Genomic DNA, 22,809 nt, shown 5'->3' on the forward strand with positions numbered 1-22,809 from the left:
CATAAAGATCAAGAATGAGTTTATCGCTTTCCGGCCAAAGCCAGTGCAGAAGGCAAAGTGTCAACGGCGTGGTGACTTTCTACCCAGGGCGGCGAACAAACCGCGAGGTGAACGGCGCAAATGTAACGGTCAAGGTGTTCAGCGCTACCATCGCCTACGTACGGTAAAGAGCAGTAATGATTCGCTGAATTGGATTCTGGGGGATCATTCTGTTCTCGAAAGACCTGAGATGGTACGTAAAATGTTTTGGGAGAGAATAAAATGAAGAAGTCACAATCTCAATTTTATGAATTAATATTTGATGGATACGCGATTGAAGATAATCCGTTGTCTATTTATTACGAAAGGAGAGACGATCAAGGATTTGACAATCGTCTCTTGAATAGAGGTAACTCGCTAGAAGACTTATGGCCACAGGATTTCACAATTTACCTTCGAGGGTATCAACCCGTTGACTATTTGATGTGTGGTCCAGGGTATGAGGTATTATCAAAATCTGCGGCAGATATTTTTCACTCAATCGCAAAAGATAGTATTGAACTATTGCCAGTGAATACTGTCATTAATGATCAACCTGTTGAACCAAACTCTTTTTTTGTTCTTAATGTTTTGAAGTCCTTTGAAGCTTTAAATTGGGAAGAAACTGTTTGGAGTTCTCCAAAGGTTCCATATGATGATCCTTCTGCTCATGGCAGGATTATTAAACCAGCTTTTAACATTCAATTGATTCAAGAAGAAGCTATCTTTTTGTTGAGTGTGCAAAAGAAGATAAAATCTGGCATCTACATATCCAGATATCTCAAGGAGTCATTAGAAGAAAGAAATTCTACAATTGGAATGGCCTTTACGCCAATAAAAGTTGTAATTCAAGCATAGACTATATTTGTTGTATTAGGTGACACAGTAATAAAAAACGGGTACCTTAACAACAAAATAGCATTAGATTGTCACCACCTAAACCGCGCAAACCGATGCGCGCAGCTGTACATCCAACCTGGCTTATAACGCTTTGGGGCGGGTTATATCCAAAACCCTCAGCGGCGCGGGTTACTGCGGCGATACCCCCACCGCTACCCCGGAGACCGGGCAAGCCAGCTATCTGTACAATGGCCGCAGCAAACCTGGCGTGCGGCATCGTCAAAGGTCACGCCTCTCTCAATAATCGTTCAAAATTGCCGGGGGTGAGCAAATCCAGATTAAAACTGGGTTCAACAAAAGGCCGCACATCGTTGGCAATGCTGGCCCAGTCAACCGATTCCAACCGGCGCCAGACGATCTCTTTCCAGGTCGCGCGAGTCAATGCCATCCCATCCCAATGGGTCTGCTTCAGGGCATTGTTTAATAGAATCAAATTCGGTTCAGGCCAGGTTGGGTCGCTTAAATACCAGAGTAAATCGTACAGGTCTCGTCCCTTGGTGTAAGCGCGCTGCAAAATCGCATGAAGTTTTCCTGAAAGCAAAGAGGCTTTATCGTGATGATGTAGCTGAAGGACAACAAACCGGCGCACCACCGTTGTAGCCAGCCCTGCTCCCGTTGGCGGGTTCGTATCGACTTCAATCTTCACCGCGAGAACTTCACTGCGCATGGGCGATAGACCCATTTCATAGAACAAACCGGGGAAACGGATAAAGGCGCTGTGAACCGTTTTTTGATCATTGACCTTAAGCTCAACCAAATACCCTTCTGGCGATAAATCAGCCCGGATGGATCGCAGGTAAGCACGGAAATCATAGTTATCGCGATTCCCTTCAAGCGCGAAGTCAAGATCCTCAGAGTAGCGCCCATGCGAGTAGAGGAAGTGCAGAGCGGTTCCGCCATGAAATGCCAGTGGAATCATTGCCCCGCATCTTTGCAGCGATTCCAAAATCCGCGCTTGCAGATATTCGCGGATGAGATTTCTTCCTTCCATTGGAGAAGCGGTTTGCTTAACCAGACTGAAAAGATACTCTTTCATAAATCCTCAAACCCACGCGATTCTCCAGCGATCCATTGTAAAACACCGGTGGCCGCCTTGCGCAATTTGGGGGTGCCGAATTTTTCAGATAGGTTCTTCAACCGTTGCGGGTCAATTTGCTCCGTATTCTGTAACCGCAATTCAATTAAATAAGCGAGTGAATCCCCCCCAGGTTGCAAATAAACCATGTCCAGCAGCGCTTTTTCGGGCGTCGCGACCAACGCGCTTTGATTTCCAAAATCAACCATTTGATAACCAAACAACAGCTCCGTTTTGAGATGTCGAAATTCATAAATACCCAGCGGGGTTTCCAACCTTTCCGGGCGGCCGGTGGAAACGCTGGTAGTGATATTCACTACGTCTGGAATGAGGCCGTAAAATGCGAGCGCCGATTGCAGGCTGACGTAAGACGCTCTCTGCAAACGGTTCGCGACCAGGAAAGGGTGTGGTTGTTTTTTCTGATAAGGCGGCGCAATGGAATAGAGTCCCCTTCGGATTTGGTAGATACGCCCGGATTTTACCCAGCGGGTGAGTTGCAAGCGGATCACCCTGGGGTCAACATTCCCGGCCAGCAGCAAAGAGGATTCAAAAAGCGGGTCATCGCCTACCAGTTTTAGCAGCGCATTGAATTCCATTTCAATATATTATCTTAATTGATAACTTAATGCAATATAAATCCAGATGCAAAATCAACCTCGGAACCAGCCAGAAGCGGGCCAAGAGATGAAGCTCAGGCTTCGACGTGGGCGTTACCGCCTTGGGCTGCGCGGCATCCTCAACGGGGTGCCGTCACTCCTGAAGTGCGACCCCGCTTCAGCAATTTGTGTTCAATCAACTTTGTCCTTCTCCAGACTGATCCCCAACAGCCTGCCCACCCGGTCAACCCAAACCTCCCCACCCGGCGAGGTTTTCTTTCTTCCAACTGTGCTATTCTTTTCCATAGAACACAACTCGTCCCGCTCATTTTCGTAAGCAGAATAAACGTTTCTTTCTCAGGAGTCGCCCCATGACCGAAACCACCCCTACCGCCGAACCAACCCCCAAACCCAATTTCTTCAAACGCCTCGGCGGTGCCATCTCCTCCGTCTGGCAGGCGGTCAAACCCCAGCCCCAAGATTGGAAAGGCGCCGCCGCCGGTCTGCTCTGCGCCGCCGGGCTGGCCTTTCTGGCCTTCCTGCTCCTGGAGTCCAACCCCGCCCAGGCCTGGTACGTTTTCCCTGGTTTGCTGCTCGCCATGCTGCTGCTGACTTTCCTCAGCACCATGCTGGTCGACCTGCTCCTCGGCTGGGCCAACGCCGTACCGCGCCATTTCCGCCTGGCCGCCTTTGCCGCGCTGATCCTCTTCGCCCTGGCGCTGATGAACGTCTCCAACCAACCCGCCCCGCTGATCGCCGCCTTCGCGCTCTGCCTGCTGGCTCCTTCCCTGCTGGGCGCGGCGCTGCACACCCTCTTCAGCGGGCGCTTTGCCAGCCACCCCCTGCCGCGGAAAATCACCACCCTGCTGGCGCTGGCGCTTGGGCTGGCGGGCATTGGCCTGGTGCTCTTCACCCTGCTCGTCCCCGGCAAGCCGGTCCCCGCGCCGGTCAACGCCGCCGCACAGTCCCCCGCCCCGGCCGCCCTGTCCCTGCCAAACCCCTCGCAGCCCGGCAGCTACCCCGTGCTCACCCTCACCTACGGCAGCGGGCAAGACCTGCACCGCCCCGAGTTTGGCGAAAACGTCGATCTCACGACCCACTCAGTTGACGGCTCGGCCTTCATCCCCGGTTGGAACGGTCCGCTGGGCTGGTTCCAGAAGCAGTATTGGGGCTTCGACGTAAAAACCTTGCCGCTCAACGGGCGCGTCTGGTACCCCGACGGCCCAGGCCCCTTCCCGCTGGTGCTGGTGGTGCACGGCAACCATGCCGCTGAAGACTTCTCCGACCCCGGCTATGAATATCTCGGCCAGCTGCTCGCCAGCCGCGGTTACATCCTCGCCTCCGTGGATGAGAACTTCCTCAACGGCAACTGGACCTGCTTCTTCGAAGCGCCCTACTGCAAAGACGAAAACGACGGCCGCGGCTGGCTGCTGCTGGAGCATATCCGCCAGTTTAAGCAGTGGAACAGCGCCGCCAACAATCCTTTCCAGGGCAAAGTGGACATGGATGCCATCGCCCTCATCGGCCACTCGCGCGGCGGTGAAGCCGTCTCGGAAGCGGCGGTCTTCAACCAGCTTCCCTACAACCCAGAGAACGCCAACATCAAATTCGATTACGGCTACAACATCCGCTCGGTGATCGCCATCGCCCCGGTTGACAGCCAGTACTGGCCCACCGGCATTGCCACCCCCATTCAGGATGTGAATTACTTGATTCTGCAGGGTTCGCATGACGCCGATGTAAGCTCTTTCGACGGCTTCCGCACCTTCAAACGCCTCAAATTCACAACAGGTGAAGACCTGTTCAAAGCCGGTCTGTTCATCTACGGCGCCAACCACGGCCAGTTCAACTCGGAGTGGGGACCCTTCGACCGCGGCGCGGTCTCCAACCAGCTGCTTAACACCGCTGCCCTCCTGCCCACCGCCGAGCAGCAGCAGATCGCCAAAGTGTATATCTCGGCCTTCCTGGATGCCAGCCTGCGCGGCGGGACCGGCTACCGCGCGCTCTTCGCCGATTACCGCGTTGGCCGCCAGTGGCTGCCCGACAGCATCTACCTCAATCTATACGAAACCGCGCGCGATCAGGCAGTGGCCAATTTTGAAGAGGATATCAATCTCACCACCGCCAGCCTGCCCGGCAGCCGCATCGCCAGTACCTCCCTCACCGTCTGGCGCGAGCAGCTCATGCGCGGCAAATTGTTCAACGACCTCAACACCAGCGCGGTGATTTTGGGCTGGTCCAAACAGGATGGCGACTCCAACGCCCTCTACACCATTCAGCTTTCCCAGGGCAGTGAGCTGCAAACTGATGAAAACTCCAGGCTGGTGCTCTCCCTGGCCGACACCGGCGAGAACCCCAACCCCAACGGCAGCAGCGCTGAAGAAACCACCCAACCCAACAGCAGCGGCGAAGAAACCACCCCTCAAAGCGAATCCGAACCGCAAACCCCGCAGCCGATTGACTTCTCGGTCGTCCTGCGCAGCGGAGACGAATCCGCCAGCCTGCCGCTCAGCACCGTCACCGCCCTGCAGCCGCAGTTTGCCGTCCAACTCACCAAATTTGCCTTCATCGAAGGCGCGCCTGAGAAAGAACCCGTCTTCCAGACCATCGAGATTCCCCTGCAGGCCTTCCTGGCGGTCAACCCTCGTCTCGACCCCGCCAACCTCAGCGCCATCAGCCTCGTCTTCGACCGCACCCCCGCGGGCGTCATCGCCCTCGAAGAACTTAGCCTGCGCAATCCATAGCGTACCCGCTTGATCTTGATTAATATCTTCACCCCTTCCCTGGTTTTACCGGGGAAGGGGTCGGCGCAGCCGGGGGATGGGGTCTCAAGCATCTCCGCAACCACGGATTTCGGTAGGGGCTGCATAATATGCAGCCCTCCAACAAACAGTCCACCGCAGCCACCGCATCTTCACCCCTTCCCTGGCTTTCTCGCCGGGGAAGGGGTCGGCGCAGCCGGGGGATGGGGTCTCAAGCATCTCCGCAACCGCGGATTCCGGTAGGGGTTGCATATTTTGCCGTTCCATCGCAGCCACCGCATCTTCACCCCTTCCCTGGCTTTCCCGCCGGGGAAGGGGTCGGCGCAGCCGGGGGATGGGGTCTCAAGCATCTCCGCAACCACGGATTTCGGTAGGGGCTGCATAATATGCAGCCCTCCAACAAACAGTCCACCGCAGCCACCGCATCTTCACCCCTTCCCTGGCTTTCTCGCCGGGGAAGGGGTCGGCGCAGCCGGGGGATGGGGTCTCAAGCATCTCCGCAACCGCGGATTCCGGTAGGGGTTGCATATTTTGCCGTTCCATCGCAGCCATCGCATCCTCACCCCTTCCCTGGTTTTACCGGGGAAGGGGTCGGCGCAGCCGGGGGATGGGGTCTCAAGCATCTCCGCAACCGCGGATTCCGGTAGGGGTTGCATATTTTGCCGTTCCATCGCAGCCATCGCATCCTCACCCCTTCCCTGGTTTTACCGGGGAAGGGGTCGGCGCAGCCGGGGGATGGGGTTGGATAAATATTTATTAACAACTCTTTAATTGTCTAAACAATCATTATCAAACTGTTAACACATACCCTATTGAAATCTTTCCCCCGCGAGGTATTCTATACCTTAATATTTTCACCAGAAATTCTTCCGCATCTGGTCATTTCTCCCAAATCATCCACAATCAGAGCGTTCTGATTCGGCCCTCACTCGGCCATCAATTCAGCTATTTCATGTCAACGGGTCTTGCCCGCTGGCCGGGGGAAAGCCATACCACCTTTCATACCAATCAATCCAACCCCACCCGCGGCGCCTGCAAACGTCGCGCGGTGATCTGGAGGCTCAGCATGTGCCGGTTGGCCGCACTCAAATCCACTCAACCCCTTTCCCCCGTTCTGGCCCTGCGCATGATGCAGGCCATGCAAAAAGGCCACGACAATTCCGGTTTTGCCATGGTCATGCAAGACCTCGAAGGCGCCTTTGCCGACTTCAAAAAATACCCGCTGCTCTCCATGGCCTGCACCAGCCAGGGGCTGGAAGCCGCCGAAGAAATTCTCGAAACCCTCGGCTTCACCCTCAAATTCGACTGGCAGCCCGACACAGTCAGCGCCGCCGGCCTCGACTTTCGCAAGATGCCGCATTACGTCTTCCGCAACTACCGTTATCCCGAAGCCTTCCAGCAAAAGCCCTTTTCCGAGCAGAAAGCCCTGCTGGTGCAGACCCGCCTGCACTTGCGCCAGGCCCTCGCCGCCATCGACGGCGGTTTTGTCTACTCCTTCTGGCCGGACGTCCTCACGCTGAAAGAAATTGGTAACCCGTCGGATATCGGCACCTACTTCGATCTGTGGAAGGAAGAATCGCGTCTCACTGCGCGTGTCATCTCCGCCCAGTGCCGCCAGAACACCAACTACAAAATTGTGCGCTACGCCGCCCACCCCTTCTTTCTGGAAGGTTACACCCTGATGGCCAACGGCGAGAACACCAACTACCAACGCAACAAAGAGTTTCAGCAGAATCTGCACCCCGGCTACCTCGGCTTCGAGTCCGATTCGCAGTGCTTCCTCTATACCCTGCATTACATTCGTGAAAAACTCGCCTGGCCGCTCAAATATTACAAGCACGTCATCACTCCCCTGCCCTTTGAAGAGATGCGCGCCCGCCCCGACGCCGACATCCTCCTGCGCGTGCGCCAGGCTTGCTCGCACCTCGAGATCAACGGTCCCAACACTATCATTTTCGTGCTCCCCGCCGGCGAGATGGGCCTGGTCACCGACGCCAAAAAGCTGCGCCCGGTGGTGATTGGCCGCCACGAAGAGAAAGTCATTACCGCCTCTGAAGTTTGCGGGGTGGATATGGTTATTCCCCAGCGCGACCCGGCCAGCGACATCTACCCATCTGAGCGAGAAATGCTGCTCATTAACAACCAGTTGGAGATCGAACAATGGATTCAATAGACCCTTTTCAGCGACCCAACCTGACCATGAAAGTCCCCGGCCGTGAGGGCAGCCTCAGTCTGGCCTCCGCCTTCTCGATTCAACCCACCTACGTCCGCGACACCCACCTGATCGATTTCCCCTGGAAAATTGAATGGAACCCCGAAACCTGCATCCGCTGCGGATCGTGCGTCTCCACCTGCACCTTTGGCGCCATCCGCCCGCACCTGCAGCGCGTCAAGCGCACCCTCAGCTCCGGCACCTCTCCCGAACCAGTTGCCAACGCCGAAGTGGTGATGACCATCAAGCAGGTCGCCAACCCCAAGCGCACCTGCCGCGGCTGTATGATGTGCGTCAAAGTCTGCCCAACTGCCTCCATCAAGCCTGTCTTCAATGAACACAACACCTTCAGCCTCATCGCCCGCCGCGGCGGGTCTTCGCTCAAGCGCGGCGGCCGCGGACACAACATTCCCACCCACGTTTTTGACGAAATCAAAGTCGGGCGCATCAGCCAGATGACCGACCCCTCTCTCGATGCCGCCCGCCACACCTTCGACATGCTCACCCCGCTCGGCCGCGGCCTGGGACCAGACGAGCTGCCTTTTCAAGTGGATGAAAACGGCAATCTTACCCAGCAGGGCTTCACCCCACCCATCCGTTGGATTTACCCGGTCATGATCGGCGATATGTCCATCGGCGCGCTCTCCTGGCGCATGTGGGAAGCCCTTGCTCTGGCCATCACCTACCTCAACGAAGAGCTGGGCATGCCCGTGCGCATGAGCTCCGGCGAGGGCGGCATGCCCATGCGCCTGCTCACCTCCGAATACCTCAAATACTTCATCCTGCAAATCGGCTCCGGGCACTTCGGCTGGAACCGCATCATTCAAGCCATGCCCCACATGGTTACCGACCCGGCCGCGGTCTTGATCAAAATCGGCCAGGGCGCTAAGCCTGGCGACGGCGGTCTGCTGCCCGCCGAAAAAGTGGCCCGCCACATTCAATCCATCCGCGGCGTGCCGCGCGCCGACCTGATGAGCCCGCCCAATCATCAGGGGCTTTACTCCATCGAAGAGAGCGTGCAGAAGATGTTCCTCTCCATGAACGCCGCCTTCAAATTCCGCGTCCCGGTGGGTATCAAGGTCTCGGCCAGCTCAACCACCGTGCCGGTCTTCAACAACCTGGTGCGCGACCCCTACCAGATCGTTGGCGGCTTCTTCATTGACGGCATTCAGGGCGGCACCGGAGCGGCCTACCAGGTCAGCCTCGATCACACCGGCTACCCCAGCCTGAGCAAACTGCGCGACTGTTACCTGGAAGCCGCCAGCCAGGGTCGCCAGGGGCAGATTCCCCTCTTCGTCGGCGGCGGGTTTGGCGCGTCCGGCGAGCTGGCCGCCGACGCCTTCAAAGCCATCTGCCTGGGCGCCAACGGCGTCTTTGCCGCGCGCATCTTCCTCCAGTTGGCGGGCTGCGTGGGCAACGAGAAGGGCCGCTGCAACGCCTGCAACACCGATAAATGCCCGGCCGGCATCTGCACGCAAGACCCGCGCCTGGTCGCCCGCCTGGATGTGGACGCCGTTGCCGAGCGAGTGGTCAATTACTTCGTCGCCCTGGATATGGAGCTGAAAAAGCTCATGGCGCCCATCGGCAACTCCAGCCTGCCCATCGGCCGCAGTGACGCGCTCATCTCGCTCAACAAAGACGTCGCCGACCGCCTGCAAATCGCCTACGCCTGCTGACCGGCTGTGAGGAACCGAGCCATGAACCACGAATTCAAAATCTCCACCTACCAGAATAACCAGCGTGTCTCCACCCGCGACATGCTGCAGCAGATCTATGCCGCTCTGCAGAACGGCGTCACCGAATTCGAAATTGACGCTTCCGGCCAGCACAACATCGGCGGCCCACTGTGGAGCCCCGACGGCGAAGAGCTGCACTTCACCGTGCGCCACCCCGGTCAACGCGTCGGTTCGATGGGCATGCCCGGAACCCACATCCGCGTCGAAGGCTCAGCCCCCGCCGACGTAGGCTGGCTCAACGCCGGCGCGTCCATCACCGTTTTGGGTGACGGCGGCGACACCACCGGCCACTGCGCCGCGGGCGGTGTCATCTACATTGCCGGGCGCGCCGGAACCCGCACCGGCTCGCTGATGAAGTTCGACCCCGATTATCCCGCCCCGCAGCTCTGGGTGCTCAAAAACACCGGTTCCTTCTCATTTGAATTTATGGGTGGCGGGTACGCCATCGTCTGCGGCCTGGGCTGCGAAGACCTGCCCTCGGTCATTGGCGACCATTCTTGCGCTGGCATGGTCGGCGGCGTGGTCTATGTTCGCGGCCCGGTCAGCGGATTGCCCGACTCAGTGGTACGGACTCAACTGAATGAAGAAGACTGGCAGTTTCTGGGCGAGGGCATACCGCGGTTCCTTGAAGCCATTGGCCAGCCCGACCTGCTGCCAACACTGCTCAACCGGGCAGAGTGGCAAAAAATCACAGCCAAACCCGCCGGCGTCGCCCACCACACACATCTCAGCGTCGAAGAATTCCGCGCCACGCGCTGGATCAGCGGCGGCCTGTTTGGCGATGTGGTCGAAGACCACGGCAAAGTCATCCCCCTTGTTTCCACCGGCAGCTTCCGCGCCTATTCGCCGGTGTGGAGCAATGCCGAATATGCCGCCCCTTGCGAATACGCCTGCCCGGCGGGCATCCCCACCCAGCAGCGCATTCACCTGCTGCGCAAAGGAAAAATCCGGGAAGCGCTGGAGCTGGTTCTTCAATACAGTCCCTTCCCTGCCTCGGTGTGCGGCAGCGCCTGCCCCAATCCCTGCATGACCGCCTGCTCCCGCGGCGCGATTGATTACCCCATCCTGATCAACGAACTCGGCCGCCGCTCCCTCGAAATCCCCGCGCCCGAACCGGTCTGGCCGCTCAATAAACACATCGCCGTTATCGGCTCCGGGGTGGGCGGCCTCTCAGCGGCCTGGCAATTGGCTCTCAAAGGCTACAAAGTCACCATCTACGAGCGCTCCACCTCTCTGGGCGGCAAAATGTTCCACGCCATCCCCCACGACCGCCTGGAGAAAGACGTGGTGATGAAAGAAATCCGCCGCATTCTCAGCCTGGGGGTCAAGGTGGAATACGGGGTTGATGTAACCCCGCAGAGATTCAACGAAATCTATGCCGCCTCCGATGGTGTGATCGTTGCCACCGGCGCGCACTCCCCGCGCAGCATGAACTTCTCCGGCTCCGAGCACACCTATTCCGCCCTCGATTACCTCACCAGTGTCAATCAATCCGATACGCTCATTTCCGTGCGCGACAAATCGGTGGTGGTGGTCGGCGCGGGTGATGTGGGCATGGACGTGTGCTGCACCGCCTGGAAAGAAGGCGCGCGCAGTGTAACCGCCATCGACATTCAAAAACCCGCCTCCTCGCCCCGCGAACTGCAAGCCGCCCTGAAGAAAGGCACGCAAATTCTCTGGCCGCGCGAGATCAGCAGCTACCACAACCGCAAACTCACCTTCAAAGATCACGACCCGCTCTACGCCGATGTGGTCATTCTCTGCATTGGTGAGATTCCCGACACCGAATTCGTTCCCGAATTTCTTCCCCGCGTACGCGGCAAGTGGCTGGCCGTGGACGAATGCGGCCGCACCAGCGACCCCAAGATCTACGCCATTGGCGACGTGGTCAGGCCCGGTCTGCTGGCCGAAGCCATCGGCGCCGGGCGCATTGCCGCCCTCACTCTCGATGCCAGCCTGCGCGGCGAAGTGTTTGAAACCCGGCGTAAAACACAAATCCCGCGTGACTATCTGGAACTGATTTACTTCCCGCCGCGTGTCTCGCCGCCCAAAGACCCGCTTTCCGAAGCCGATCGCTGTATCTCTTGCGGCACCTGCCGAGACTGCCAGATTTGCGTGCATATCTGTGAGCAGCAGGCCATCTCGCGCCACGAAAACCTGGACGGCAGTGTGGAATACCGCGTTGACGACGAGCGCTGTATTGGCTGTGGATTCTGCGCAGCGGCCTGTCCCTGCGGAATTTGGGGCATGGTTCCCAATTTAATCGGTGGCAAAGAACGCGAATAAGTCCTTATTTCGCCAGCATCTCATCTCCTTTCTCCCGCCGCGAGTTGGTTTTTTTCCTAAGACCAGCTCGCGGCACCTTTTCACGGGCAGGCAGCCCACGCTCCAAAATATGGTATGATCTCTGCAAGGAGGCATGGATTGGCGATGACCGACAACGATAAAAGCTGCCTGGCCGCGGCGCTCTTCATCTTTGCCCTGTTCTTCCCCCTGGTGGCTCTGGCGATTGGCTGGATCGGTTGGGATTTCAAAACCGGCGCGTATGCCGCGCTGGTTACCTTTGGCGTGCTTGCCATCCCGGCCGCGATTCTATTCCTCACCGTGCGCGATCCTTCCGCCTGGGTATCCAGCCTGCCGCTCCTGCTGGGAACGCTCTACACCATCCTGCCCGATGCCATCCTTGGCGGCGTGGATGACGGCGCGGTTTTCTCCCTCGGCGCGCTGCTTTCCTTCTTACTCTGGCGCAGAAAAGACGCCAGCCTGCCCACCTGGCTGCTCATTCCCATTGTCATCAGCGCGGCCTACACCTTTCTGGGCGGCTTCATCCCCGGCCCCTTCGACGAGATTCTGGTCTACCTGGTGAGCGCAGTGGTCAGTTGGATTAAAATGAGCCAGCCCGGCTCCTCCGCCCCCTCCAGCGCCGCTGACATCATTGAAGCCGAATGGCGCGACCTCACCCAAAACAAATAGAAAAAGCAGGCCGCCGCTGCGCGCCTGCCTCATCCATTTATACCCAGTTTGTGCTCATGAGAAGAGCATGTTCATCATCTCATCCGCGGGCACGGCTTCGCTGCTGCCAGCGATGAAGACCACATCGTCCACAGCGCAGTAATAGGTCTCGCCCCAGCGTTCCGTGGCACGCTCAATCTCTTTTTTGTCCCTTTGCACTTCCTCATGCTGTTCTCCGTGCTTTGCCAGCAGCCGCTTGCGATTCATCGCGTACAGGGTAATCGCCGCCGCAAACACCCCCAACGCCGGCAGCAGTGCGCCCCGCTGCTGGGTAAAGATGTGCCACAGCAGTACCAGCGCCAGAAAACTCATCACCAAAACCACCTGGTCGGGGTGCAGCCCGCGCGGCTGGACCAGGCGCTTGGTGGGCGGGCCAAACCGTTTGGACAGCTTGCGCATGGCTTCACTGCCGCTGACCTTATTCCCGGCATGTGCGCTCACCGAAGGGTCCAGCCGCTCGTCGGCTGTCTCCTTTAACCGGTTGCCTTCCAGGCTTTCCACAAAAATCTTGGTCACCTTGTAAACCCGCGTGTTGTTACCACACACCGGGCAGGTGATCACAACCTCATCAGAAGAAGTCACCGCGCCTCCCGCCTTATCGGATCGCGAATGCCGACATTAACACACCGCTGGTTACCAGCATCCACCAATATTGAGAATACTCCACCGGCACGCTGGGAACCGCTCGAATAATTCCGCCGGCCAAAATCATCACCAACCCAAAGGTAATCAGCGGCATGCTGGTTACTTTTACACCCAGGTTCTTTTGCAGCTCGGCTTCAATCTTTTTGGTGCTCTTTCCCTTTTTCTTCTCACGCTCCACTAAAGAGCGCAGTCGGCGCGCTTTCCCCCACTGCAGCAGCATCAAACGCACATAGAACAATACCACCACCACAATCGTTACGATCGTTCCAAAATCCAGTTTCATTCAGCCAGTCTCCTCATTGTTGGGGTTGCAAACGATTATCAATGAAGCCGTCCCGCTTGTCAATCATTTCTTACGCGTGTCTTTTCAATCCCCATCACTTCAAGTATAACTGATCTAAAGACAAGCACTCCGGAGGGTCTCCATGTCCGAAAATCCCAATCCCGATCTATCAGATGAACTGCGCCAGTTTGGCCAATCACTAAAAAATTTCTTCAAATCCGCCTGGGAAAGCCAGGAGCGCCAGCAGATTCAAAATGAGATTGAACACAGCCTCGACGAAGTCGCCCGCGCCCTCAACCAGGCCGCCGACGATTTCACCCAGAGCCGGCAGGGCCAGCAGCTCAAAGCCGAGTTTGATGACCTCAAGCAGCGAGTTGAGTCGGGTGAGCTGAGCGATAAAATCCAAAACGATCTGAAGAACACCCTGCGCCAGGTCACCCAAGAGCTTGACCAGGCCGCCAGCCGCTGGTCTCAACCGTCCAGCGCGGGCGATGAGTCTGAGCAGCAGCCATCCTGATCGCCCAACGGCAGCCATCATTTCCCAGCCGCCCCGCGACCGGTGCGGCGCTTTGTTTTGGTTTACAATAAAGCTATGCAAGTCATCCTCACCCACGAACAATCCGATTTTGATGCCATTGCCTCTCTGCTTGGCGCGGCAATTCTCAATGAAACGGCCCTGCCCGTTCTGCCGCGCCGCCTCAACCGCAACGTTCAGGCTTTTATCAGCTTTTACGGCATCGAACTGCCGTTTGTTCACCCCAATGATTTGCCCGCCCAGCCCATCGACACCGCCATCCTGGTAGACACGCAATCCCTGCCCTCTCTGCGCGGCTTCACCGACCAGACTCAGGTGCAGGTCTACGACCACCATCCCCTCAAAGCCAACACTCCCAAACAGTGGAACGTGCACACTGAAAAGTTAGGCGCGACCACCACTTTTTTTGTAGAGCAGCTCTGCGAGCACAGCGGCGGAATGAACGTCATCCACGCCTCATTGTTTCTGCTGGGCATCTATGAAGATACCGGCTCGCTGACCTATGAAAGCACCACCCCGCGCGACGTTCGCGCGGCGGCAGCCCTCCTGGAACGCGGCGCGAACCTGCGCATCGTCGCCGAGTATCTCAATCCACCGCTCTCCCCCGACCAGCGCCTGCTCTACGACCAGCTCCTCGACTCGCTCAAGGTGCTGCAGATTAACAATCAGCAAATCGCCATCGCGGTTGGGTCCGCCCGCAAGATGGAAGAGGAAATCTCCAGCGTGGCCCACAAAGTGCGCGACCTGATCGACCCCGACGCACTGTTCATTCTGGTCAGCACCAAAGACGGCATCCGCCTGGTGGCGCGTTCTACCACTCCGCACATCAACGTTGGCCGCATCGCCGCCCAGTTCAATGGCGGCGGGCACGAACGCGCGGCCGCCGCGCTAATCAATCCTTCTCCTGTGAAATCCGAAACGGAAGAAAAACAGCTTCTGGAAGATAGTCTGGAAAAACTCCTCCAAATCCTCCCGGAATTTGTTACCCCGCCGATTTCCGTCGGGCAGCTTATGTCCGCCCGCCCGTTGGTCATCTCCCCAGATACCTCCGTGCAAGACGCGGCTCAGATCATGCAGCGCTACGGCTACGAAGGCTATCCGGTGGTGAAAGACAATAAGGTGATTGGCCTGCTCACCCGCCGCGCGGTTGACCGCGCCATCGCCCACAAATTAAACCTCACCGCCGGCAGCCTGATGGAAGCTGGCAATGTGTTCGTCTATAAATCGGACTCACTGGAGCAGCTTCAACGGGTGATGACCGAAACCGGCTGGGGGCAGGTGCCTGTCATCAGCCAATCGAGCGGTGAGATCATCGGCATTGTAACCCGCACCGACCTTCTGAAAACCATGACCGGCGGGGCTATCACCCCCTCAGACCGGCGCAAAATGGCCGCCCGCCTCGAATCGGCCATGCCGCCCGCGCGCCTCGCCCTGCTCAAACAGGTCGCGCAGGAGTCGTACCAGCAAAACACTGCGGTTTACATCGTCGGCGGGTTTGTGCGCGATCTGCTCCTCAACCGCCCAAGCCTCGATTTCGATATTGTCGTTGAAGGCAACGCCATCGCTCTGGCGCGCACCCTGGTAGACACGTTTGGCGGCCGGATCATCAGCCACCGCCGCTTCGGTACCGCTAAATGGTGGCTGGATGAAATTCGCGAATCGCTTGCCCACCGCCTGTCCAACGGCGCCAAAATCAATCCCGATGATTTACCGCCCAGCCTGGACCTGATCAGCGCGCGCACCGAATTTTACAATTACCCAACCGCCCTGCCCACCGTCGAACGCTCCTCCATCAAGCTCGACCTGCACCGCCGCGACTTCACCATCAACACCCTCGCTCTGCGCCTCGACGGCCATCACTATGGAGAGCTGTACGATTACTGGGGCGGTCTTTCCGACTTGCAGCGTGGCGTGATTCGCGTGCTGCACTCACTTTCTTTTATAGACGACCCCACCCGCATGCTGCGCGCGGTGCGTTTTGAGCAGCGCTTTGAATTTCACATCGACAATCGCACCCGCCAATTGATGGAAGAAGCCCGCGACATGCTGCGCCAGGTCAGCGGCAACCGCCTGCGCCACGAGCTTGACCTGCTGCTGGCTGAGCCCCGCGCCGACGCCATGCTGGCCCGTCTTCACAACCTGGATCTTCTTCAGGCCATTCATCCCCATCTCTCCTGGAGCGAAGACCTTTCCACCCCTTTGCGTAAAGCCACTCTCCAGCCCATCGATCCCGTCTGGGAGCTTGGTCCTCAGCCGCCTGGCAGCCCCCTGCGCCTGAGCCTGGCTTATCTCGTCTGGCTTGGCCGCCTCGAGCAATCCAAAATCGGTGAAATCTCCAAACGTCTGCGCTTTACCAGCCAGCTTCAAAAACAATTGGAAGAGACCGCTTATCTTCACCACCACCTCGCCGAACTTGAAACCTGTTCGCCCAGCCAGGTGGTGGAGCGTCTGCAAGCCCTATCAAGCCTGTCGATTTATGCCGTCTTCCTGCTCAATCCGCAGTCACCCGCCCTCGAACAAATCACCGGATTTATTTCGCGCTGGTCAAAAGTGCATGCCCAAACCACCGGCCACCAGCTTCGCCAGGCCGGGCTAGCCCCCGGGCCGCGATACAAACAAATACTCACCGCGCTGCGCAGCGCCTGGCTCGACGGCCAAATCTCTACCCCAGCGGAAGAGCAACAATTGCTTGAGCAGCTCATTCAGACCTTGGACTCTCCCCATTCATGAATCAGCCATGACCGCCTCACCCTCTTCCCACCCGCCATCTTTCCTTTCGAAAATCATTTTTCGCTCAATAAGAGAGGAAGACCTGCCCCAATTGGAATGGGAGGGTGAATACAGCCACTTCCGCCAGGTCTACGCCGCCGCGTACCGCCGCAGCCTCACCGGGCATACGCTCATCTGGGTCATTGAAATCCCGGAAAAACAGATTATTGGTCAGGTCTTTGTGCAGTTGAACAGCGACCGCCCCGAACTGGCCGATGGTTCCAGCCGCGCTTACCTATATGCCTTTCGCATTCGGCCGGAATACCGCAATCTTGGCCTCGGCTCAATTGTTCTTGATCTGGTGGAAGAGAGCATGGCTCAAATGGGGTTTCTCTATCTCACCCTCAATGTGGCCAAAAACAACCTGGATGCCCAACGTCTCTACCGCCGCAAAGGATATGCCGTCATGGCGCACGAACCGGGCCGGTGGAGCTACACCGACCATCAAGGCGTACTTCGCCATGTGGTTGAGCCAGCCTGGCGAATGGAAAAAAAGTTAAAGCCGCCCAAATCCTGATCCAGCACAGCCCAATCCATCTATTAGCCGCGCTCCCTGCCGCCGCCCGCGAGAAATTCCGCGGGCGGCGCTCTCATCATTCTTTCATTTTAAGCATCCAAACCAGACAATTTCCATTTTTACCTGTTATAATTAGTCCGGTTGCAGAAGTTAACATTTTTGACAGGATGCGAACATTCCCTTAAAATTAGACTTCTGGGAACGATAAAAATCTTTTTGGAAGGGTTGCTATTCAATGAAAGAATATACTTCAGAGTCCATCCGCAACGTTGTGTTGGTATCTCACTCCAGCGCGGGGAAGACGATGCTGGCAGAATCCTGCTTGCACGTCACCGGTGGCACAACCCGTCTTGGTAAGATTGAAGACGGCACCACTGTAGCCGATTTCGATGAAGAAGAAATTCGGCGTGGTATTTCTGTCTACACTTCCGTAGTTCCGGTTGAGTACAAAGATACCAAAATCAACCTGCTCGACACTCCTGGCTATTATGACTTCATCGGCGAGACCATCTCCGCCCTCAGCGTGGCCGACAGCGCGGTTGTGCTGTTGGATTCGGTCGCCGGCCGTGAAGTGGGCACCGAAGTGGCCTGGGATTACTGCGACCGCCTCAACCTTCCTCGTTTGCTCATCATTAACAAAATGAATCGGGATAACGCGAATTTCCAGAAAGCTCTCGCGACGATGGAAGAGTTCTCCGAAACCCGCCTGATTCCGATTCAAATTCCCTGGGGCGAAAAAGCAGATTTCAAAGGCGTGATCGACCTGATCGGCATGAAAGCCTATAAAGGCGACGGCAAGACCGTGGTAGACATCCCCGCCGACATGAAAGACGCCGCCGAAGAAGCCCAACTGCAGCTCATCGAAGCTGCCGCCGAAGGCGACGACTCGCTTATGGAAAAATATTTCGAAGCCGGAACGCTTTCACAAGAAGACATTCTATCGGGTCTGCGCAAAGTCGTGCGCGCCGGCGCTTTTGTGCCCGTTTTGGCTGCCGCTGGCTCTGCTCAAATCGGCGTCATTCCTTTCCTCGACACCGTTCTCAGCCTGCTCCCCTCCCCGGTAGATGCCCCCGCCCGCAAAGCCCAGGGTAAAGCTGGTGAAGAGACCCTCACCGCTGCCGATAACGGCCCGTTGGCCCTCTATGTGTGGAAGACCACAGCTGATCCCTTCGTTGGTAAACAGACCTACTTCCGCATCTTCTCTGGCATGATCACCTCCGATTCGCGCGTTTGGAACCCGGATAAAGGCATTGAAGAGCGCTTCGGCACCGTCAGCATTCCGCGCGGAAAAGAACTATTTTCGGTAAAAACCGTGCATGCCGGCGACATTGCCGTGGTTCCCAAGCTTTCCGAAACCAGCACCGGCAACACCTTGTGCGATAAAGCGCACACATTGACCATCGCCCCCCCCGAATATCCGCACGCCCTGTACCGGGTGGCGGTATTCCCCAAGACCCAGGCCGACTCAACCAAGATCAGCCCCTCGCTCACCCGTTTATGCGAAGAGGATATGACCCTCAGCTGGCAGAATGATCCAGCCACCCGCCAGACCATCCTACAGGGTATGGGCGAACAGCATATTGAAGTTGCCATCCGCCGCGCCGAGACCAAATTGCAGGTCGGTTTCACCACCGAAGCCCCCAAAGTGCCATACTTTGAGACCATTCGCGGCAAAGGCCAGGCCATGTACCGCCACAAAAAACAATCGGGTGGTTCCGGCCAGTTTGGCGAAGTTCATCTGCGTGTCGAGCCCCTTCCCGATGGCGAGTTTGAATTTGTCAACGACGTTTTCGGTGGCGCGATCTCCAACAACTACATGCCCGCCATTGAAAAAGGTATCCGCAACGTGATGAAAGACGGTATCATTGGCGGTTACCCGGTATCCGGCGTCAAAGTGGCCGTCTTTGACGGCAAAGAGCACCCGGTGGATTCCAAACCAGTCGCCTTTGAAATCGCGGGCCGCCAGGCTTTCAAACTGGCCTTCAAAGACGCCGACCCCGTGCTGCAAGAGCCGATCATGAACGTGCGCATCACTGTTCCCGAGAGCATGATGGGTGACATCATGGGCGACTTGAACACCCGCCGTGGGCGCGTGATGGGCATGGAATCGGAAAAAGGCAAATCCATTATCAACGCCCAGGTTCCGCTGGCTGAAATGCTGCGCTACACCACCGATTTACGTTCCATGACCGGCGGCCGAGGCCTCTTCACCATGGAACTCGCCCATTACGAAATCGTGCCGGCCCACATCACCATGGAAATCGTGGCCAAACGCAAGCAGGAAGAAGAGGAAGAAGAATAGTCTTCTCCGGTCTCCAATCAGGCAACCAACAGTCCGGGCCGCAAACGCCCGGGCTGTTTTTCTTCTTACGATATAATAAAGATGTTGTTTGCCTGCTCTCACCCAAACCGGTCTGTCCACAGGTGCCGCGCATGTCCTCATCCCAGAAATATCTCACCTTTTTTGTCGGCCTGCTGCTTCTCACCGCCATCCTGGCTGTAGCCATCCACACCCTGACGGCCGGCAACACCATCGGCGCTGACTTCATGGTGTTTTACCTTGCCGGGCGCTCCAGCTTCATCGAAGGCAACGGCCCCTACACCGCCGAGAATAACCTGCTTAGCCAGCTTGCCATCAACGAACGCCCCGCTGACCCCAGCGAAGACCAACTCACGTTCAGCTACCCGCCTTACGTTCTCCTGGCGATTTTCCCTCTGGTCTATTTACCCTTTACCTGGGCGCAGGCCGTGTGGATGGCCCTTCTCCTTGTGCTGCAGATCTTGCTGCCGCTCTTCTTATTTCCCCGCGCTCCTCGCTGGGCGGTTGCCACCTCTTTCCTCCTTTACCCTATCACCCTGGGATTCATTCTTGGCAATTTTGCCGCGCCCATCGGCGTTTTTCTCCTCGCCGTGTACGCGGTTTTGTTTAATCAAGAACAATCGCCCTCCCACATCGCAGACGCGCTGGCCGGTATGGGTTTGGCCTGGTGCACGGCCAAACCGCAGTTCTCCTGGCTGATCATCCTTTTCCTGCTTCTGGCCGCGCTCAAACAGCGCCGCTGGTGGCTGTTAGGAGCCTTTTCTTGCGCGATGGTGACCTTCCTGGCCGCATCCTTCCTCATTCTGCCTTCCTGGCCTGTCGATTGGGTCAGCCAGGTGCTCTACTACGCCCAGACCAACCGCACCCTTCTCCATCTCACCCTGCTGCTGCAACTGGTCCTCCCCGGACCCCTCAGTACGGCGTTGACCCCTGTATTGGTTGGCCTGGCGCTCATTGGAGCGGGCTTTGTTCTCTATCGCTGGTGGCAGGGGAAAACCTCCGCGCTGGCAGCCCTCAGTTGGGTAGCGCTGATCACCTACCTGGTGCACCCGCGCGGCGTCGCGTACGAACAGATCACCTTTCTCATTCCCTTCTTGCTGTGGGTTTTCACACCGGCAGCGCCGCGGCTCACCCTCACGCGGGGGATGTCGTGGATTCTAGCCATTGCCGCTTCGTGGCTGGGCTTCTATGGAGCCCGCTTCGCTTCCGGTTATTACGCCCTGCCAGAATGGATTCTGGCTTTCTACGTTCTTTGGATGATCCTCTATCTCACCCACTGGCAAAAAGCAGAGCGCCCTCTGCCGTCTCAAACAACCACTGCGCCTTTAGAATAGGAGCCCTCCATGCGAATTTCCGTGTTTGGCAGCGCCCGTCCGCTGCCCGAAAGCCAGCTTTATCAAGATGCCTACCAGCTTGGCCGTTTGCTTGGCAGCCAGTCGTGGACGGTACTCACCGGCGGCTACATGGGCACGATGGAAGCCGTCTCGCGCGGCGTGGTCGAGACAGGTGGCCACACCATTGGTGTTACCTGCGCCGAAATTGAGAAATGGCGCAACAATGGTGCCAACCCCTGGGTGCAGGAAGAAGTGCGCCTGAACACCCTGGTTGAGCGCATTCAATACATCACCGATCACTGCGACGCCGCACTGGCCTTGCCCGGCGGCCCCGGCACACTGACCGAAATCAGCCTTTTGTGGAATCGCCTTATCATCCAGGCGCTCCCACCCATCCCCCTCATCCTTATCGGGTCCGGATGGCAGCAAACCCTTGATGCTTTCTGGCAATCGCAGCGCGAGCACCTTTCACCAGAAAGCATGGATTTCCTCACCCATGCCCCGGATGTCCGCTCGGCGTTCGACCTTCTGGTAAAATAGATCTATTCTTTCAGCTCCCGCGCGGAAGCCGAAGTCATCTTATTCATCCACTACCACCTATTGAGAGCCTTATGTCCGAAGAAAAACTTCCCAAACGCAGTGAAAATTTCTCCGAATGGTACAACCAGGTGATTCTTCGCGCCGAAATGGCCGACTACTCACCTGTACGCGGCTGCATGGTCGTGCGCCCGTATGGTTGGGCCTTGTGGGAAAATATTCAAAAATCCCTCGATGCGCGCTTCAAAGCCACTGGCCATGTCAACGCCGCTTTCCCGCTCTTCATCCCTATGTCTTTTCTGGAAAAAGAAAAAGAGCATGTAGAAGGCTTCTCGCCTGAACTGGCCGTGGTTACCCACGGTGGTGGGCAGCAGTTGGAAGAACCGCTGGTCGTGCGCCCCACGTCAGAGACGATCATCGGCCACATGTACGCCAAGTGGATCAAATCGTACCGCGATTTGCCCGTGTTGATCAACCAATGGGCCAACGTGGTCCGCTGGGAAATGCGCACTCGTCTCTTCCTGCGCACCCTCGAATTTTACTGGCAAGAAGGCCACACCGCCCATGCCACCCATGCGGAAGCGGAAGAAGAGACGTTGAAGATTCTCGACCTATACACCGATTTCGCAATCAACGACGCTGCTATTCCCGTGCTGCCCGGTCAGAAAACCGACAAAGAGAAATTCGCCGGCGCGCTGCGCTCGTACACCATTGAAGCCATGATGGGCGATACCCGCGCTCTCCAATCCGGCACCTCTCATAATCTCGGCCAGAATTTTGCCAAAGCCTTCGATATCCGCTATCTCGACCAGACCAACCAGCTCCAACACTGTTGGACCACCTCTTGGGGCGTCTCAACCCGGCTGATCGGCGCCATCATCATGACCCACGGCGACGACCAGGGCCTGCTTCTGCCGCCCAAACTGGCACCTATCCAGGTGGTGATTGTGCCCATTTACCGCAATGACGAGCAGCGCGCCCTGGTCATGCCGTATGTGGAACAGGTTCGCCAGCAGCTTTCCGCTTTCCGCGTTCAGGTTGACGACCGCCAGGAGCTCACCCCTGGTTTCAAATACAACGACTGGGAACTGCGCGGTGTGCCCCTGCGCCTCGAAATTGGATCGAAAGACGTGGAAAAGCACAGCGTCATGGCCGCCCGCCGCGATATTCCTGGAAAAGAAGGCAAAACCATCCTACCTATGGACAATATCGCTACCGGCGTTGGCGACCTGCTGCAAACCATTCAAGACGCCCTGTTGGAACGTGCCCGCGTCTTCCGGGATGCCAACATCCACCAACCCAATGACTACCTAGCCTTGCAAGAGGTGGTGCAGAACGGCTGGGCATTTTCCTGGTGGTGTGGTTCGCGGGAATGCGAGGACAAAATTCAAGAAGAAACCAAAGCTACCATTCGCTGCGTCCCCCTCGAGCAGCCCGGCGGCGAAGGCCAATGTGTTTGCTGCGGCAAACCCGCCAGCAAAAAGGCCTATTTTGCCCGCGCCTACTAACCAATGGATTGCTGTTCAAAAGGCGGGGGGATCCCCGCCTTTTCTCTTCT

The 22,809-nt window shown here is 57.3% G+C and carries 17 protein-coding genes; 13 read left to right on the plus strand and 4 right to left on the minus strand.

The features are described 5' to 3' along the window. Nucleotides 1-261: 261 nt before the first annotated feature. A complete protein-coding gene (locus ADN00_RS12415) occupies nucleotides 262-876 on the plus strand; it encodes an imm11 family protein (RefSeq protein ID WP_075063310.1) in 615 nt (204 codons plus the stop codon). Nucleotides 877-1,144: 268 nt separating this feature from the next. On the opposite strand, the gene ADN00_RS12420 is transcribed toward ADN00_RS12415, so the two are convergent. After that, complete coding sequence (locus ADN00_RS12420) at nucleotides 1,145-1,954, minus strand: nucleotidyl transferase AbiEii/AbiGii toxin family protein (protein ID WP_075063311.1); 810 nt, start codon at nucleotides 1,952-1,954, stop codon at nucleotides 1,145-1,147. Beyond that, a complete protein-coding gene (locus tag ADN00_RS12425; RefSeq protein ID WP_075063312.1) occupies nucleotides 1,951-2,589 on the minus strand; it encodes a type IV toxin-antitoxin system AbiEi family antitoxin domain-containing protein in 639 nt (212 codons plus the stop codon). Before ADN00_RS12425 ends, ADN00_RS12420 begins: the two co-directional genes overlap by 4 nt. A gap of 371 nt (nucleotides 2,590-2,960) precedes the next feature. On the opposite strand from ADN00_RS12425, the gene ADN00_RS12430 reads away from it, so the two are divergent. The 5 genes from ADN00_RS12430 (at nucleotide 2,961) to ADN00_RS12455 (ending at nucleotide 12,272) form a co-directional block, all read left to right on the plus strand. Continuing rightward, nucleotides 2,961-5,333: an alpha/beta hydrolase family protein gene (locus ADN00_RS12430; protein WP_075063313.1), complete on the plus strand. Its 2,373-nt coding sequence runs from the start codon at nucleotides 2,961-2,963 to the stop codon at nucleotides 5,331-5,333. A gap of 1,084 nt (nucleotides 5,334-6,417) precedes the next feature. Further along, the gene (locus tag ADN00_RS12440; protein WP_075063315.1) at nucleotides 6,418-7,524 is read left to right on the plus strand and encodes a class II glutamine amidotransferase domain-containing protein; all 1,107 of its coding nucleotides are present in this window, start codon (nucleotides 6,418-6,420) and stop codon (nucleotides 7,522-7,524) included. 77 nt (nucleotides 7,525-7,601) lie between these two features. Then, complete coding sequence (locus ADN00_RS12445) at nucleotides 7,602-9,239, plus strand: glutamate synthase-related protein (RefSeq protein WP_075063378.1); 1,638 nt, start codon at nucleotides 7,602-7,604, stop codon at nucleotides 9,237-9,239. 21 nt (nucleotides 9,240-9,260) lie between these two features. Beyond that, the gene (locus tag ADN00_RS12450) at nucleotides 9,261-11,585 is read left to right on the plus strand and encodes an FAD-dependent oxidoreductase (RefSeq protein ID WP_075063316.1); all 2,325 of its coding nucleotides are present in this window, start codon (nucleotides 9,261-9,263) and stop codon (nucleotides 11,583-11,585) included. Nucleotides 11,586-11,729: 144 nt separating this feature from the next. Beyond that, nucleotides 11,730-12,272, plus strand: coding sequence for a hypothetical protein (locus ADN00_RS12455; protein ID WP_075063317.1), 543 nt, complete (start codon nucleotides 11,730-11,732; stop codon nucleotides 12,270-12,272). A 54-nt stretch (nucleotides 12,273-12,326) separates the two neighbouring features. On the opposite strand, the gene ADN00_RS12460 is transcribed toward ADN00_RS12455, so the two are convergent. Beyond that, nucleotides 12,327-12,893 carry a hypothetical protein gene (locus ADN00_RS12460; RefSeq protein WP_075063318.1) on the minus strand — a complete coding sequence of 189 codons (567 nt, stop codon included), beginning with the start codon at nucleotides 12,891-12,893 and terminating at the stop codon, nucleotides 12,327-12,329. Between the two features lie 13 nt (nucleotides 12,894-12,906). Beyond that, complete coding sequence (locus ADN00_RS12465; RefSeq protein ID WP_075063319.1) at nucleotides 12,907-13,239, minus strand: hypothetical protein; 333 nt, start codon at nucleotides 13,237-13,239, stop codon at nucleotides 12,907-12,909. 142 nt (nucleotides 13,240-13,381) lie between these two features. Here ADN00_RS12465 and ADN00_RS12470 point away from each other — a divergent pair, with 142 nt between their 5' ends. From ADN00_RS12470 to proS, 7 genes are all read left to right on the plus strand, one after another. Then, entirely contained in the window at nucleotides 13,382-13,756 is a 375-nt protein-coding gene (locus ADN00_RS12470) for a hypothetical protein (RefSeq protein ID WP_075063320.1), read from the plus strand. 75 nt (nucleotides 13,757-13,831) lie between these two features. Further along, a complete protein-coding gene (locus tag ADN00_RS12475; protein WP_075063321.1) occupies nucleotides 13,832-16,504 on the plus strand; it encodes a CBS domain-containing protein in 2,673 nt (890 codons plus the stop codon). 7 nt (nucleotides 16,505-16,511) lie between these two features. Next, nucleotides 16,512-17,060 (plus strand): GNAT family N-acetyltransferase, encoded by a 549-nt coding sequence (locus ADN00_RS12480; protein ID WP_075063322.1) that lies wholly within the window; start codon nucleotides 16,512-16,514, stop codon nucleotides 17,058-17,060. A 235-nt stretch (nucleotides 17,061-17,295) separates the two neighbouring features. Then, on the plus strand, nucleotides 17,296-19,362 hold the full coding sequence (fusA, locus tag ADN00_RS12485) for an elongation factor G (RefSeq protein WP_075063323.1): 2,067 nt from the start codon (nucleotides 17,296-17,298) through the stop codon (nucleotides 19,360-19,362). Nucleotides 19,363-19,493: 131 nt separating this feature from the next. Next, nucleotides 19,494-20,714, plus strand: coding sequence for a glycosyltransferase 87 family protein (locus ADN00_RS12490; RefSeq protein ID WP_075063324.1), 1,221 nt, complete (start codon nucleotides 19,494-19,496; stop codon nucleotides 20,712-20,714). A 9-nt stretch (nucleotides 20,715-20,723) separates the two neighbouring features. Further along, a complete protein-coding gene (locus ADN00_RS12495) occupies nucleotides 20,724-21,254 on the plus strand; it encodes an LOG family protein (RefSeq protein ID WP_075063325.1) in 531 nt (176 codons plus the stop codon). 71 nt (nucleotides 21,255-21,325) lie between these two features. Then, nucleotides 21,326-22,759, plus strand: coding sequence for a proline--tRNA ligase (gene proS, locus ADN00_RS12500; RefSeq protein ID WP_075063326.1), 1,434 nt, complete (start codon nucleotides 21,326-21,328; stop codon nucleotides 22,757-22,759). Nucleotides 22,760-22,809: the final 50 nt, after the last annotated feature.

It is taken from the genome of Ornatilinea apprima (assembly GCF_001306115.1).
GTDB classification, from domain to species: Bacteria; Chloroflexota; Anaerolineae; order Anaerolineales; family Anaerolineaceae; genus Ornatilinea; species Ornatilinea apprima.

Coding starts and splice junctions, on each gene's coding strand:
- ADN00_RS12495 (WP_075063325.1), top strand. CDS start 20,724: ATGCGAATTTCCGTGTTTGGCAGCGCCCGTCCGCTGCCCGAAAGCCAG.
- fusA (WP_075063323.1), top strand. CDS start 17,296: ATGAAAGAATATACTTCAGAGTCCATCCGCAACGTTGTGTTGGTATCT.
- ADN00_RS12465 (WP_075063319.1), bottom strand. CDS start 13,239: ATGAAACTGGATTTTGGAACGATCGTAACGATTGTGGTGGTGGTATTG.
- ADN00_RS12420 (WP_075063311.1), bottom strand. CDS start 1,954: ATGAAAGAGTATCTTTTCAGTCTGGTTAAGCAAACCGCTTCTCCAATG.
- ADN00_RS12430 (WP_075063313.1), top strand. CDS start 2,961: ATGACCGAAACCACCCCTACCGCCGAACCAACCCCCAAACCCAATTTC.
- ADN00_RS12470 (WP_075063320.1), top strand. CDS start 13,382: ATGTCCGAAAATCCCAATCCCGATCTATCAGATGAACTGCGCCAGTTT.
- ADN00_RS12440 (WP_075063315.1), top strand. CDS start 6,418: ATGTGCCGGTTGGCCGCACTCAAATCCACTCAACCCCTTTCCCCCGTT.
- ADN00_RS12475 (WP_075063321.1), top strand. CDS start 13,832: ATGCAAGTCATCCTCACCCACGAACAATCCGATTTTGATGCCATTGCC.
- ADN00_RS12415 (WP_075063310.1), top strand. CDS start 262: ATGAAGAAGTCACAATCTCAATTTTATGAATTAATATTTGATGGATAC.
- ADN00_RS12490 (WP_075063324.1), top strand. CDS start 19,494: ATGTCCTCATCCCAGAAATATCTCACCTTTTTTGTCGGCCTGCTGCTT.
- proS (WP_075063326.1), top strand. CDS start 21,326: ATGTCCGAAGAAAAACTTCCCAAACGCAGTGAAAATTTCTCCGAATGG.
- ADN00_RS12450 (WP_075063316.1), top strand. CDS start 9,261: ATGAACCACGAATTCAAAATCTCCACCTACCAGAATAACCAGCGTGTC.
- ADN00_RS12425 (WP_075063312.1), bottom strand. CDS start 2,589: ATGGAATTCAATGCGCTGCTAAAACTGGTAGGCGATGACCCGCTTTTT.
- ADN00_RS12480 (WP_075063322.1), top strand. CDS start 16,512: ATGACCGCCTCACCCTCTTCCCACCCGCCATCTTTCCTTTCGAAAATC.
- ADN00_RS12455 (WP_075063317.1), top strand. CDS start 11,730: ATGACCGACAACGATAAAAGCTGCCTGGCCGCGGCGCTCTTCATCTTT.